The organism is Mycobacteriales bacterium (assembly GCA_035504215.1).
Taxonomy (GTDB): Bacteria; Actinomycetota; Actinomycetes; order JAFAQI01; family JAFAQI01; genus DATAUK01.
Genome location: DATJSI010000010.1, coordinates 1 through 14,199 on the forward strand (window position 1 = coordinate 1; position 14,199 = coordinate 14,199).

General features: G+C 68.9%; 13 protein-coding genes. 6 read left to right on the plus strand and 7 right to left on the minus strand.

Annotated features, from left to right (window positions below):
• The 6 genes from VME70_01085 to VME70_01110 all read left to right on the plus strand — a co-directional run.
• The coding region (locus VME70_01085) for a PadR family transcriptional regulator (GenBank protein ID HTW18789.1) at positions 1-468 on the plus strand (468 nt) is incomplete at its 5' end.
• The gene (locus VME70_01090; protein ID HTW18790.1) at positions 465-1,142 is read left to right on the plus strand and encodes an ABC transporter ATP-binding protein; all 678 of its coding nucleotides are present in this window, start codon (positions 465-467) and stop codon (positions 1,140-1,142) included. The genes VME70_01085 and VME70_01090, both read left to right, overlap by 4 nt.
• Entirely contained in the window at positions 1,139-3,397 is a 2,259-nt protein-coding gene (locus VME70_01095) for an FtsX-like permease family protein (GenBank protein HTW18791.1), read from the plus strand. The genes VME70_01090 and VME70_01095 overlap by 4 nt, the downstream gene beginning before the upstream one ends.
• A gap of 53 nt (positions 3,398-3,450) precedes the next feature.
• A complete protein-coding gene (locus VME70_01100; GenBank protein HTW18792.1) occupies positions 3,451-3,828 on the plus strand; it encodes a VOC family protein in 378 nt (125 codons plus the stop codon).
• Between the two features lie 17 nt (positions 3,829-3,845).
• Positions 3,846-4,184, plus strand: coding sequence for a YciI family protein (locus VME70_01105; GenBank protein HTW18793.1), 339 nt, complete (start codon positions 3,846-3,848; stop codon positions 4,182-4,184).
• A 148-nt stretch (positions 4,185-4,332) separates the two neighbouring features.
• Positions 4,333-5,109, plus strand: coding sequence for a class I SAM-dependent methyltransferase (locus VME70_01110; GenBank protein ID HTW18794.1), 777 nt, complete (start codon positions 4,333-4,335; stop codon positions 5,107-5,109).
• Between the two features lie 28 nt (positions 5,110-5,137).
• Here the strand turns inward: VME70_01110 and VME70_01115 are convergent, their stop codons facing one another.
• The 7 genes from VME70_01115 to kdpA all read right to left on the minus strand — a co-directional run.
• Positions 5,138-6,211 carry a beta-eliminating lyase-related protein gene (locus VME70_01115; GenBank protein ID HTW18795.1) on the minus strand — a complete coding sequence of 358 codons (1,074 nt, stop codon included), beginning with the start codon at positions 6,209-6,211 and terminating at the stop codon, positions 5,138-5,140.
• A gap of 9 nt (positions 6,212-6,220) precedes the next feature.
• Complete coding sequence (locus tag VME70_01120) at positions 6,221-6,526, minus strand: hypothetical protein (GenBank protein HTW18796.1); 306 nt, start codon at positions 6,524-6,526, stop codon at positions 6,221-6,223.
• 23 nt (positions 6,527-6,549) lie between these two features.
• Complete coding sequence (locus VME70_01125; GenBank protein HTW18797.1) at positions 6,550-7,236, minus strand: response regulator; 687 nt, start codon at positions 7,234-7,236, stop codon at positions 6,550-6,552.
• A complete protein-coding gene (locus tag VME70_01130; GenBank protein ID HTW18798.1) occupies positions 7,233-9,776 on the minus strand; it encodes a DUF4118 domain-containing protein in 2,544 nt (847 codons plus the stop codon). The genes VME70_01125 and VME70_01130 overlap by 4 nt, the downstream gene beginning before the upstream one ends.
• 20 nt (positions 9,777-9,796) lie before the next feature.
• Positions 9,797-10,684 carry a potassium-transporting ATPase subunit C gene (locus VME70_01135; GenBank protein HTW18799.1) on the minus strand — a complete coding sequence of 296 codons (888 nt, stop codon included), beginning with the start codon at positions 10,682-10,684 and terminating at the stop codon, positions 9,797-9,799.
• Between the two features lie 5 nt (positions 10,685-10,689).
• A complete protein-coding gene (gene kdpB, locus VME70_01140) occupies positions 10,690-12,858 on the minus strand; it encodes a potassium-transporting ATPase subunit KdpB (protein HTW18800.1) in 2,169 nt (722 codons plus the stop codon).
• 1 nt (position 12,859) lies between these two features.
• On the minus strand, positions 12,860-14,199 hold a 1,340-nt coding region (gene kdpA / locus VME70_01145), incomplete at its 5' end, for a potassium-transporting ATPase subunit KdpA (GenBank protein ID HTW18801.1).

The window sequence follows — 14,199 nt, forward strand, 5'->3', positions numbered from 1 at the left end:
GACCTCAAGCGCGAGTACGACGCCTACTTCGGCCGCGGCAAGCCGCTGCCGTTCGGCCAGGTGTATGCCACCCTCGGCCGGCTCGCCCGCGACGGCCTCGTGATCGCCGCCGAAGCCGAGCCCGGCGCCGGTCCCGACCGCAAGCGCTACGTGATCACCGACGAGGGTGCCACCGAGCTCGATGCCTGGCTCTCGGGGCCGGTCGAGGCCGAGCCGCACCTGCAGACCGTGCTGTTCGTGAAGGTCGTGCTCGCCCTCATGCTCGACCGGCCGGCCGAGCACTACCTCGACGCGCAGCGCGCCGCGCATCTGCAGCGCATGCGCGAGCTGACCGAGCTGCGGCGTACCGGCGGTGTGGTGGACGCGCTGCTCGCCGACCACTCGCTGTTCCACCTCGAGGCGGACCTGCGCTGGATCGATCTGACCGCCGCACGACTGGAGTCACTCGCGAAGGAGGTCCAGCGATGACCGCGGTGATCGAGGCGCGCGATGCCTACCTGTCCTTCGGCCAGACGCCGGCTCTGCGCGGCGCAAGCCTGGCGGTCAACGCCGGCGAGATCCTCGCCGTGATGGGGCCGAGCGGGTCGGGCAAGTCGACCCTGCTGCACTGCCTGGCCGGCATCCTCGTGCCTGACTCGGGCGAGATCTACTACGCCGGCAACCGCATCGACACCCTCGGGGAGAGCCGTCGCAGCGCCTTGCGCCGCGACCGGTTCGGTTTCGTCTTCCAGTTCGGGCAGCTCGTGCCCGAGCTGTCCGCGGAGGAGAACGTCGCGCTTCCGTTGCTGCTCAACGGCATCGACCGCGCGCAGGCGCTCGGCGAGGCGCGGACGTGGTTCGACCGCATGGACCTCGACGGCACCCAGCAGCGGCGGTCAGGGGAGCTCTCCGGTGGCCAGGCGCAGCGGATCGCACTGGCGCGCGGGCTGGTCGCGCACCCGGACGTCCTGTTCGCCGACGAGCCCACCGGGTCGCTGGACTCGCTCACCGGGGAGCGGGTGATGGAGCTCATGGTCGCGGCAGCTAGGGAACGCGGCACGACGGTGATCCTCGTCACGCACGAGCCACGCGTTGCGGCGTACGCCGACCGCGAAGTCGTCGTACGCGACGGCCGGGTCAACCAGCTCCAGCCGTCGCCGTGATCCGCCTCGGGATGCGGCTCACCCTCAACGGCGGTCGCGAGACGCTCGTCCGGCTGCTCGTGACCGCGGCCGGCGTCGCGCTCGGAGTCGGCATGTTGCTGGTCGCGCTGGCCGGGATCAACGCGGTCAACACACAGAACGGGAAGTACGCCTGGCTCGAGACCGGAACGGTGCCCGCGATCCCCGCATCGTCCTCGTCGAGCAACGCACCGATGTGGTGGCTGCTCACCGCCGACGAGTTCCACGGCAAGTCGATCGCGCGCATCGACGTTGCGACGACCGGCCCGACGTCGGCGGTGCCGCCGGGAATGTCGAGGCTCCCCGGGCCCGGCCAGTACTTCGCTTCGCCGGCGATGAGCCGGCTACTGCACTCCGTGCCGGCGGCCGAGCTCGCCGACCGCTACCCAGGTCATCAAGTGGGGACGATCGGCGCGGCGGGGCTGCCGTCGCCGACCTCACTCGTCGTCGTGGTCGGCAGGACCCCGGCGTCGCTCGCCAACGTCCGGGGGGCATCCCGGGTGACGAGTCTGCTCACGCAGACCCCGCACGACTGCAACGGCGCGTGCTTCTACGTCGGTGCGATCAACGCGAGCGGCATCGACCTCGTTCTCGCGGTGAGCGCGGCGGCGTTGCTGTTCCCGATCCTGATCTTCATCGGCACGGCGTCGCGACTGTCGACCGCCCGTCGCGAACAGCGCTTCGCCGCCATGCGGCTGGTCGGTGCGACGCCGAGCCAGATCTCGGTGATCTCCGCTGTGGAGTCGCTGCTGGCCGCAGTTCTCGGGGTCGCGGTCGGCTTCGCGGTGTTCTTCGGGCTCCGCGTGCTCATCGCCCCGATTCCCTTCACCGGGGCGCGCTTTTTCACCAGCGACCTCGCACTGAACCTCCGTACGGCCGCGGTTGTCGCGGTGGGGGTGCCGTTGGCTGCGGTGATCGCTGCGCGAATCGCATTGCGCCGGGCGCAAGCCTCTCCATTGGGGGTCAGCCGCCGTACGACGCCACCCGCGCCCCGGGCCTACCGGCTGATCCCGCTGGTCGTCGGTCTGGGCGAGCTCGCCTACTTCGTGCATGCCGGCCGGCCACAGAAGACCTCAGGGCAGATCGATGCGTATCTCACCGGCATCCTGATCACCATGGCCGGCCTGGTGATCGCCGGACCGTGGCTGACAATGGCCGGCTCGCGGCTGATGGCCCGTCGTACCCGCAAACCGGCCACGCTGCTCGCGGCGCGGCGGTTGTCCGACAACCCGCGCGCGGGCTTCCGGGCGATCAGCGGTCTCGTGATCGCGCTGTTCGTGACCAGCGTGGCGATGGTCCTGATCACGACCATCACGGCATACAACGACGACGGCCGGAGCAGCCCGGCCGCGGCCCGGACGCTGGTCGACTCGTTCGCCGACTTCCGGCCCCATGGCGTCGGCAGCGACGTGAGGTCGGTTCCGGCTTCGCTCACCTCCTCGTTGGCGACCGTCCGCGGGGTGACCGGCGTCTCCGTGCTTCATCTCGATCCGGCGGATCTCAAGGGTTCCGAGGCCGGGCAGCCGAGCAGTCTCGTCTCGTGCACCGCCCTTGCCGCGACGCCGGCCATCGGCCGTTGCACGGGAGGCGCGCAGACCGCTTCGATCAAGCCGGACCTTCGTAACCTCGGCTCGCTGAAGGCCACCAACGTCACGTGGCCGGCCAGCCGGCTGTCCTCATCGCGAATCGACCGGCTGCCGGCGTTGTACGTCGTGGTAGAGACCACCGGATCGACTGCGGCGATCGAGCAGGCGAGGACGATTCTCGAACGGAGCTATCCGTTGCGGTTCCAAGTCAGCACGATCGCGGAGATCCGGGCGGACGATCCCAACACGGCGCGGACCACGGCGTACCAGCGGCTGGTGGATGTCGTGATTCTCGCCAGCCTGCCGATCGCCGGCTGCAGCCTGGCGGTCTCGGTGATCGCCGGCCTCGGTGACCGACGGCGACCGTTCAGCCTGCTTCGGTTGACCGGCACGCCGATCTCGTTGTTGCGCCGGGTGATCGCCTTCGAGACCGCGGTGCCGCTGCTGCTGATCTCGGTCTTCTCGATCGGCGTCGGCTTCCTCGCATCCTGGATGTTCTTGCGGTCGCAGCTGAGCGAGTCGTTGCACTCGCCGGGCCTGAGTTACTACCTGCTGGTCGTCGTCGGGCTGATCGTGTCGCTGGGAGTGATCGCGACGACGTTCCCGATGCTCGAGCGAACGACCGGGCCCGAAGCGGCGCGCAACGACTGAGCGACGCTCGCCCGGCCTCGCGGCGCCCGCCGCAGGCATGCAATGGTGTGGTCGTGATCGTCGCGAGCCACACCATCATCTACGCGGAGGACGCGGACTCGGCGCGTGCGTTCTTCCGGGACGTGCTGGAGCTGCCCAACGTCGACGCGCACGACGGCTGGCTGATCTTCCAGCTGCCGCCGGCCGAGCTCGGCATCCATCCGTCCGGGACGCCCGATAGCCCGCGGAACAGCGCGCCGTCCGGCCGGCACGAGCTCTACTTCATGTGCGACGACATCGAGGCGACCGTCGCGGAGCTGAGCGCCAAGGGAGTCGAGTTCACCTCGCCGGTGCAGAACGCCGGCTTCGGGTTGCTCACTCGTCTTCGAGTGCCCGGCGCCGGCGAAGTCGGCTTGTACCAACCCCGCCACGCGGTGGCATACGACCTCTGAGCGCGAGGAGCCATCCGGTGACGCGGTACCTGATCTCGTTCGACGACGGGGCGATGACGTTCCCTGAGGAGGACCTGCCGGAGGTGGATCGCGCTGCGCATGAGGTGGTCAAGGCTGCTCAGGACGCCGGCGTCTGGGTGTTTGGTGGCGGGATCGACTCCCAGCGGGCGAGCATCGTGGCCCCCGACGGAACGGTCGCCGACGGGCCAGATCCGGAGACGAAGGCAGTCGTTGGTGGCTTCGCCATCGTTGATGTGCCCGGGCGCGAGGCGGCGTTGGAGTGGGCGGCAAGGTTCGCCGCGGCGTGCCGCTGTGCGCAGGAGGTGCGCGAGATCATGGCCGATCCGGCCGTCTGATCGGCGCGGCTCGTGGTCGTCAATCTCGGTTGGCTCGCCCGACCCCTCACGAGAGGATCGATGTCGTGAGCAATGACGGTACGGCGCATCGAGTCGGCTCGCCGTTGGCGCAGTGACAGACCCGGACCACGCGGGGACCACAAGCCCGATGCCGAGGAGGGCGACGGAGTCAGGTCGCGCGCTGAGCTTCGGGTCGGTTGCGCAGGCCTACGAGCGGTTCCGCCTCGGCTACCCCGACGAGCTGTTCGACACGGTTGTCACCTATGCGGGCCGGCCGATCCGGACCGCGCTCGAGATCGGTGCGGGGACCGGTAAGGCGACCCGCTTGTTCGCGGCCCGCGGGGTGGTGGTCACCGCGACCGAGCCCGACCCGGAGATGTTGGCAGAGCTGCGCAAGCACGTTCCGGAATCCGTCGAGGTTGCGCCCGCTGCCTTCGAGGAGCTGACACCTGGCCGGACATATGACCTGGTGTACGCGGGCGCCGCGATGCACTGGACGGATCCGGTCGGGCGGTGGTCGCGAGTGGCGGCGTTGCTCGAACCGGATGGTGTCTTTGCCAACTTCGGCGGTCCGGTCCAGCTTGCCGACCCGGCGGTCGCGGCCGAGGCGCGCGCGGCGCGCGCGGCGTTCCTCAACACCGACGATGTCCCGTTCCCCGAAGGAACCCCGATCGATCCGATCATGCAATGGCCCGGCACCGAGCTGCTGGCGGCGGAGGAGTTCGTCGACGTCGTACAGACGGTCATCGAGCGGCGGTTGTCGATGAGCGCGCAGGACTACGTCGGCCAGCTCTCAACCGTCTCGGCGTACCTGCAGCTGCCGGCTGCGCAGCAGGACCAGGTCTACGCCCGGATTCTGGAGGTGCTGCCCGACCCGGTCGATGTCACGGCCGACATCACCGTCCACCTGGCCCGCCGGCCCTGACCGACATTCGAGCGGCCTCCGAGCGGTGTCAGGACCCGATCAGGGTGCAGATCGCCTTTGCGACGTCGGGCGGGTCGAGGGCCAACGTCGCGTCGCCCACCGACAGCTCGACCCGCTGCACGGCGGGGTCGATCGTCGTCATGGCGCGGCTCCACGTCCACAGTGACTGCTCGGTGGCGAGCGCACGGATTCCGGCTTCGAGCGTCTCGGCAGGCGCGGAGAGCAGCAGGTGCATCATCGAGGTCTGCGGCGGGTCGGGTACGACGGCGACGCCATCCATCTCGCGCAGGACGTCGGCGATCGCGCGTGCGTGCGAGAGGTACGCGGGTAGCTTCGGCAGTCGTTCGTGCAGCAGGGTCAGAGCGGTTGCTGCGTTCGGCCACAGGCCGAACTGCGTGCCACCCATCCGCTGCCGCCACTCGCGCAGCTCGGCCACGAGTTGGGCTTCACCCGCGACGCAACACCCTGGTAGCGCGCCGATCAGCTTGTAGAACGAGACGTACACCGAGTCGAATCCGGCGGCGACTTCCGCGAGCGGGCGGCCGTAGCCGGTCGCGGACTCCCAGAGCCGTGCGCCGTCGAGATGCACCGCGGCGCCCTTGTCGCGTGCCCACCCGACCTGTGCGGCCAGGTCGTCCCACGCGGGCTGGACGCCGCCGAGGTCGCGTTGTGGCAGCTCGATCAGGACGGCGGCGGGCGGCTCGGCCACCGATCGAAGGGCGTCGAGATCGAGCAGGCGGTTCGCGTCACCGACCGGCCGGCCGACCAGCCCTTGCAGGCGTTCGAGCGCCCGGCCCTCGTGCTGCTCCAGGTGACACATCGGGTGGTAGAGAACGGTACGGCGACCGCGTCGCTCGGCGTGGAGCCGAAGGGTGAGCTGTTGGGCCATCGTGCCGGTCGGCAGGAACACCGCAGCCGGCTTGCCCAGCAGGGACGCGATCTCGGCTTCGAGGTCCGCGACCACGCCGCCATCGCCGTACCGGTCGACCACGGTGTGCGCGGGGATCGCTGCCAGCATCGCTGCGACGTCGACCGGGCCGTGTCCGGTCAGGTGCCGGTCGCACTGGTGCTGGAGCCGGCGAGCCTCGTCCTCGGGAATCACGATCGCCGGTCAGGGAATCCGGGTGTCTCGGTTGTGCTCGGCCTGTTGGCGTTCGACCGCCGTGAGATCGATGTCACGGGCCGGCTTGACCAGTGTCCAGTGGTCGCCGACGGGGCATCGCTGGAAGCGGTACCACCCCAGCCGGATCGATTTCAGCGATGCGCCAGGTATCCAGATCGTCGTGAAGTAGTGCCCGTCCTTGCATCGCACAACGGTGTTGGTGCCCAGGTTGTAGCCGCGTCGCCGGGCGACCGCCGTGCCGACGGCGATCACGCCAACGATCAGCGCCAACCGGCGCGGGTTGATTCGCCTCACACCTGTGATTATCGCCCCAGGGTTCAGGGCTGGAAGCGGTATCCCATCCCGGGCTCGGTCAGCAGGTGCTGCGGGCGAGCCGGGTCGGCCTCGAGCTTGCGCCGCAGCTGTGCCATGAACTGCCGGAGGTAGTGAGCGGCGTCGTCGTACTTCGGGCCGCGGATCGCGCGGATCAGCTCGCGTTGCGAGACCAGCCGGCCCGGATTCCGGATCAGGATCTCGAGCAGCTGCCATTCGGTCGGAGTGAGCCGTACGTCGGCTCCGTCGGCGCCGTCGGCGCCCGTGACCCGGTGCGTGGACAGGTCGACCGTCCATTCACCGATCGTGGCGATCGGCGCGTCCTCGCCGACGGCCGAGCGGCGCGAGACCGCACGGATTCGCGCGAGCAGCTCATCGACGTTGAACGGCTTGGTCACGTAGTCGTCCGCGCCCGCGTCCAGCGCCTGCACCTTGGCCACGCTCTGGCTGCGCCCCGACAGGATGATGATCGGCACCGTGGTCCAGCCCCGCACCCCGCGCACCACCTCGACCCCGTCGATGTCGGGCAGGCCGAGGTCGAGCACGATCAGGTCCGGATGGTGGTGCGCGGCGGCATCAAGGGCCTGCCGTCCGTTGCTGGCGGTCACGACGTCGTAGTCGCGCGCAGCGAGATTGACCCGCAGCGCACGCAGGATCTGCGGCTCGTCGTCGACCACCAGCACCGTCGTCATGACCGCATCGCCTCGGTGAGGTCCGGCGCGGGGTGGGCCGGATACGCGGCATGCAGCTGGATGATCATCGTCAGTCCGCCGCCCGGTGTCTCGTCGGGGATCAGCTCGCCGCCCATCGCCTCCGTCAGCCCGCGGGACAGCGCCAGCCCGAGACCGGTGCCGGTTGAGTTGTCGGTGTCGCCGAGCCGCTGGAAGGGCGTGAACATCCGGTCGCGGTCGGCGACCGCGATGCCGGGGCCACGGTCGACGATGCGCAGCTGCACCCAGTCGGAGTGGGCGCTCGCAGCAAGCAGCGGTGGTTGCTCGGCGGGCGAGAAGCGCACAGCGTTCGCGGTGACGTTGGCGATGACGCGTTCGAGGAGAGCGGGATCGGCCATGACCTCGGGCACGGTGTCCGGGATGTCGATGATCACTCGGGCCGCCTCGCGGCCGAGCGCGTCGAGCGCGAGGGGGACGACCTCGTCGAGCCGGGTCGGGGTGTTGCGAACGCTCAGCGCACCCGCCTGCAGCCGGCTCATGTCGAGCAGGTTCTCGACCAGCCGGCTCAACCGCTCCAGGGACTCGCGCGCCGTGGCGAGCAGCTCTTCGCGCTCGTCGTCGCTCCAGGCGATGTCGCGATTGCTCAGGCTGTCGACCGCGGCAGTTGCCGACGCCAGCGGAGAGCGCAGGTCGTGACTCACCGCCGCCAAAAGCGCAGTGCGCAACCGGTCGGCTTCGGCGAGCGGCTTCGCTGCGGCCGCGGCCTCGGCGAGCTCCTGCTGAGCGAGCACGATCCCGGCCTGGATCCCGAAGACGGCGATCAGCCGTTGGTCTGACGCCTGAAGTGAGTGCCCGCGGACGACCAGGATGTGATCAGCGCCCGCCGGGACCTGGGTGTCGCCGTCGGCCGGCCGGTCGCAGATCGGGGCCCCGACCGAGTCGACGACCTGCCAGTGGTCGCCGCCGGCACCCTGCTGCGCGAACAGGGTCACCGAGGACAGGCTCAGCGCTTCGTGTAGGCGCTCGAGCAGCGCGTGCAGCGCGTTCTCGCCGCGCAGCACGCTGCCTGCGACGGTCGCGAGCACTCGTGACTCTGCTTGCGCGCGAGCGGCCTGCCGGGTGCGCCGAGCCGCCAGATCCACAATGCTGCTCACTGCGGCTGCTACGACGACGAACGCGGCGAGCGCGATGACGTTGTCATGGGTGGCGATCGTGAACTTGTGGATCGGTGGGGTGAAGAAGTAGTTGAGCAACACGCTCGCCGCGACCGCCGCCACGATTCCCGGGTAGGCACCGCCGACCAGTGACACCCCGACCACGACGAGCAGATAGCCGAGCAGGTCCGTGGTGAGGTTGAACTCGGAGCGCACGGCAGTGAGCACGAAGGTGAGCAGCGGAAGGACGATGGCCGTGAGCACGCCGCCGAGGACTCGGCGCCGCAACGTGAGCCCGCCGGTCATCGCGGGCAGCGCACGACCGCGGCCCATCTCCTCGTGGGTGACGATATGGACATCGATGTCACCCGACATCCGCACCGTCCCCAGACCGATTCCGGCACCGGTGAGCATGCGAGAGAACGCACTGCGTCGGGATGCACCGAGCACCAGCTGGGTCGCGTTCTGGCCACGGGCGAACTCGATCAACGCGGCCGAGATGTCGTCACCGACGACCTCGTGGTACGTCCCGCCGAGGGACTCGACCAGCTGGCGCTGGCGACCGAGCGCCGCCGGGTTCGCCCCGCTGAGGCCGTCGACCTTGCTGACATGGACCGCGAGCAGGGCCGCGCCGCCGCGCGCGGCGATCCGCCCGGCTCGTCGGATCAGCGTGTCGCCTTCGGGGCCGCCGGTGAGCGCAACGACCACGCGCTCCCGGGTCTCCCAGGTGTCCTCGATGTCGTGCTCGCGGCGGTACTGCGTCAGGGCGTCGTCGACCTTGTCGGCGAGCCAGAGGAGGGCGAGCTCGCGCAGCGCGGTCAGGTTGCCGACCCGGAAGTAGTTCGTGAGCGCCGCGTCGATCTTGTCCGGCGCATAGATGTTGCCGTGCGCCATCCGCCGCCGAAGTGCCTCCGGGGTGATGTCGACCAGCTCGACCTGCTCCGCCTCGCGGACCATGGCGTCGGGAACCGTCTCCTGCTGGCGGATCCCGGTGATCTTCTCGACGACGTCGTTGACCGACTCGAGGTGCTGGATGTTGACGGTGGAGAGCACGGTGATGCCGGCGTCGAGCAACACCTGGATGTCCTGCCAGCGCTTCTCGTTGCGCGAGCCAGGCACGTTCGTGTGCGCCAGCTCGTCGACGCACACGACCTCGGGATTCCGGGCGAGTACCGCGTCGAGATCCATCTCCTCGAACTCGCTGCCGCGGTAGCTGATCCGCTTGCGCGGTATCACCTCGAGATCGCCGATCTTTGCGAGCGTCTTCAGCCGACCATGGGACTCGACCAAGCCCACCACCACATCGGTGCCGCGAGCGACACGACGATGCGCCTCGTCGAGCATGGCGAAGGTCTTTCCGACGCCCGGCGCCGCGCCGAGATAGATCCGCAGCGTCCCTCGTGCCATGTCGCCCTCGGTCTCCTGCCCTAGTCGCTCATCCGGTCGAGAGCCAGGTTGAGCTGGAGCACGTTGACCGCCGGGTTCCCCATAAAGCCCAGTGTGCGGCCTGAAGTGTATTTCTTGATCAACGCCATCACCTGTGACACCGGCAGGTTCCGCGCTCTTGCCACCCGCGGTGCCTGGAGGTCGGCGTACGCCGGTGAGATGTCCGGGTCCAGGCCAGACCCGCTCGCAGTAACTGCGTCCGGCGGCACCGGGTTCCGTGGCCAGGCCTTGCCCGGGCCGTGGATCGGGACGATGGTGCCGACGGCGATGTCCTCGCCGTAGGTGTCGCAGGTGACCGGCACGCCGTGATAGGTCGCGATGAACGGTGTCGCCGGGCACTCCTGGTTGACGCTGACCACCTTCACGACCTTGCCGGTCGCGCCGTGGCTGCGGATCACCGACAGTACGGCGCCGACGCCGGTCGTCGTGCAGTACGGCCGCAGGCCGTTCACGCCGTTGAACCGCCCGACCTCGAGGCTGCGGCTGCAGACCTGCGTGAGCAGGCTCTGCTTGCCGGTGTCGCCCTTCACGGCCGGGTTCGGCAGCGTGTCGATGATGTTCTCCGGCCCGAGATTCGACGCCGAGGTCGCGGTCGGGTCGTAGCCGTCGCCGGCGTCGGACGGCCGGCTCTGGAAGTACTTCGCGATCGGGTCGCCCTTGGCGTTGGTGAAGGCCTGGCCGATGACCGCGGAGCCGACCACCTTGCCGTCGAGATGGATCAGCGAGCCGTTCGCGCGATGCTGCAGGCCGGGGATCTGCGCCACTGCCGCGACCGCAAACGGGTAGCCGATGCCGAAGACGGCGGTGATCACGACCAGAAGGCGGAGCGCCGCCAGATGCTGGCGGACCCAACCCGGGAGACGCGACATCACACTCACCTGATTCCGGGGATGAACTGGACGACGAGGTCGATCAGCTTGATGCCGATGAACGGGACGATCAGGCCTCCGACGCCGTACACATAGAGGTTGCGGCGCAACATCTGCGACGCGCTGCTCGGGCGGTATCGAACGCCACGCAGTGCGAGCGGGATCAGCAGCACGATGATGATGGCGTTGAAGATGACCGCGGACAGGATTGCGGACTGCGGCGAGTGCAGCCGCATGACGTTGAGCTTGTCGAGGCCGGGATAGACCGCTGCGAACATCGCAGGAATGATCGCGAAGAACTTCGCGACGTCGTTGGCGATCGAGAACGTTGTCAACGCCCCGCGAGTGATCAGCAGCTGCTTGCCGATTTCCACGATCTCGATGAGCTTCGTGGGATTCGAGTCGAGATCGACCATGTTGCCGGCCTCTTTCGCAGCCGACGTGCCGGTGTTCATCGCCACCCCGACGTCGGCCTGGGCGAGCGCGGGCGCGTCGTTCGTGCCGTCACCGGTCATCGCGACCAGCTTTCCGCCGGTCTGCTCGGCCCGGATCAACGCCATCTTGTCCTCGGGCTTCGCCTCGGCCAGGAAGTCGTCGACGCCGGCCTCGTCCGCGATCGCCTTTGCGGTCAGCGGGTTGTCGCCGGTGATCATGACGGTGCGGATGCCCATCGCCCGAAGCTCGTCGAAGCGCTCGCGCATCCCTTGCTTGACGATGTCCTTGAGGTGGATGACCCCGAGGGTTCGTGCGCCGGCCGGCCCGTTCTCGGCCACGACCAGCGGGGTGCCGCCGGCGGCGGAGATGCCGTCCACGAGCTCGCCGAGCTCGGGTGGCACGGTGCCGCCCGCGGCCCGAACCCATTCCTGCACCGACGCGGACGCGCCTTTGCGGATCTCGCGGGTGCCGCCCGCCTCGGCCAGGTCGACCCCGCTCATCCGGGTCTGCGCCGTGAACTCGACGAAGGTCGCGTGGGTGAGCTCGCCCGGCTGCCGCTCGCGCAGGCCGTACTCCCGCTTCGCGAGTACGACGATCGACCGGCCTTCCGGCGTCTCGTCCGCCAGGCTGGCGAGCTGGGCGGCGTCCGCGAGGGCGGCCTCGGTCTCGTCGCCGACAGGGATGAACTCGGACGCCTCGCGGTTGCCGATCGTGATGGTTCCGGTCTTGTCGAGCAGCAACGTGTTGACGTCACCGGCGGCCTCGACCGCGCGGCCCGACATCGCAAGGACGTTGCGCTGGACGAGGCGGTCCATGCCGGCGATGCCGATTGCTGACAGCAGGGCGCCGATCGTGGTGGGGATCAGGCACACCAGCAGCGAGACGAGCACCACCCCGGTGACGCCGTGGCTGTTCAGCGCCAGCGAGTTGGCCACCCCGGGCTGCTGGGCCTTCGCGAAGATCGCGAACGGCTGCAACGTCGCCACCGCGAGCAGGAAGATGATCGTCAGCGACGCGAGCAGGATGTTCAGCGCGATCTCGTTGGGTGTCTTCTGCCGCGAGGCGCCTTCGACCAGCGCGATCATTCGGTCGATGAAGCTCTCACCCGGCTTCTGAGTGATCTCCACCACGATCCGGTCGGAGAGCACGCGGGTGCCGCCGGTGACCGAGCTGCGATCGCCGCCGGACTCGCGGATGACCGGTGCGGACTCGCCGGTGATCGCCGACTCGTCCACGCTGGCGATGCCTTCGACCACGTCTCCGTCGCCCGGGATGAACTGGCCGGCTTCGATCACGACGTACTGCCCTTGCTGCAGCTCGGTGGCCGAAACCTCGTGCTCGTGCAGCGTCGCCGGGTCGGCGCCGGGAGACCAGTCGTCGAGCACCCGCGCGACCGTCGTCGTCTTTGCCCGCCGCAGGGTCTCGGCCTGAGCCTTCCCCCGACCTTCGGCCACTGCCTCGGCGAGGTTCGCGAACAGCACCGTGAGCCAGAGCCAGACAGTGGTGATGATCGCGAACGAGGTGTGGTCGCGGATCGCGAGCCAGGTCGTCCAGACCGAGCCGATCTCGACGATGAACATGACCGGGTTCTTGTAGAGCGTTGCCGGGTTCAGCTTCCGGAACGCATCGGGGGTCGAGGTCCACAGCATCTTCGGGTCGAGCAGGCCGCCCTGGACCCGCCGCGGGCCGTCGTCGTGCGGAGCACGCGGCATCGGTGCGTCAAACGTTGCGGCAGTCATCTCAGTGCAGGCCTTCCGCGAGCGGCCCGAGCGCAAGGGCCGGCAGGTAGGTGAGGGCGACCACGATCAACGCGACGCCGGTGACCATGGCGATGAACAGCGTGCGGTGCGTCGGCAAGGTGCCTTCGGAGATCGGAACCTCCTGCTGTTTGGCCAGCGAGCCACCCAGGCCGAGGATGAAGATCATCGGGATGAAGCGGGCTCCCAGCATCGTGAGGCCGAGCGCGGTGTTGTACCAGGCGGTGTTGACGTCGATACCGGCGAACGCGGACCCGTTGTTGTTCGCCGCCGAGGTGAACGCATATAGCACCTCGGAGAAGCCATGCGCGCCGTAGTTGAGCATGTCGGCGCGTTCGCCGGGTAACGCCATCGCCAGCCCGGCGCCGACCAGCACGAACATCGGTGTCGTCAGGAAGTACAGCGAGGCGAACTTCATCTCGCGCGCGCCGATCTTCTTCTTGATGTACTCCGGTGTTCGCCCGACCATCAACCCGCCGATGAAGACGGTGATGACGGCCAGCACCAGGATTCCGTAGAGCCCCGATCCGGTGCCGCCCGGGGCGATCTCACCGAGCTGCATGTCCAGCAGCGCGACCGCGCCGCCAAGGCTCGTGTAGGAGTCGTGGAAGGAGTCGACCGCACCGGTTGATGTCAGCGTCGTCGACGATGCAAACGTCGCCGAGTCGGGAATGCCGAAGCGAACCTCTGTCCCCTCGGACGCAGCGCCGACGGAGGTCGGAACGGTGCCGTGGTGGATGCCCTGGAAGACGTTCATCGCGCAGACGCTGCCGATCCACAGCACCGCCATCACGGCGACGATCGCGTAGCCCTGGCGGTTGTCCTTCACCATCCGCCCGAACGTGCGCGGCAGCGAGAACCCGATCACCAGCAGCGCGTAGATCTGCAGCCAGTTCGTCCACGACGTCGGGTTCTCGAACGGGTGGGACGAGTTGGCGTTGTAGAAGCCACCGCCGTTGGTGCCGAGCTGTTTGATCGCCTCCTGGCTTGCCACCGGCCCGCCGGTCAGCGTCTGGCTGCCGCCGGCCACCGTCCGGTAGGTGTGCAACGCGTGGAAGTTCTCGATCGCTCCGCCGGCGATGAAAAGGATCGCGAGCACGAACGACATCGGCAGCAGGATGCGCACGCAGGTGCGGACCAGGTCGACCCAGAAGTTGCCGAGCTGGTCGGTCTTCTGCCGCGCGAAGCCGCGGACGAGCGCGATGGCGACCACGATGCCGACCGCTGCCGAGACGAAGTTCTGGACCGCGAGGCCGGCCATCTGGGCGGTGTAGCCGAGCGAGGACTCGCCGGAGTAGGACTGCCAGTTGGTGTTCGTCGTGA

Excerpts from the sequence above, each read along its gene's own strand:
- VME70_01135 (HTW18799.1), bottom strand. The coding sequence starts at position 10,684 with ATGTCGCGTCTCCCGGGTTGGGTCCGCCAGCATCTGGCGGCGCTCCGC.
- VME70_01110 (HTW18794.1), top strand. The coding sequence starts at position 4,333 with ATGCCGAGGAGGGCGACGGAGTCAGGTCGCGCGCTGAGCTTCGGGTCG.
- VME70_01125 (HTW18797.1), bottom strand. The coding sequence starts at position 7,236 with ATGACGACGGTGCTGGTGGTCGACGACGAGCCGCAGATCCTGCGTGCG.
- kdpB (HTW18800.1), bottom strand. The coding sequence starts at position 12,858 with ATGACTGCCGCAACGTTTGACGCACCGATGCCGCGTGCTCCGCACGAC.
- VME70_01130 (HTW18798.1), bottom strand. The coding sequence starts at position 9,776 with ATGGCACGAGGGACGCTGCGGATCTATCTCGGCGCGGCGCCGGGCGTC.
- VME70_01090 (HTW18790.1), top strand. The coding sequence starts at position 465 with ATGACCGCGGTGATCGAGGCGCGCGATGCCTACCTGTCCTTCGGCCAG.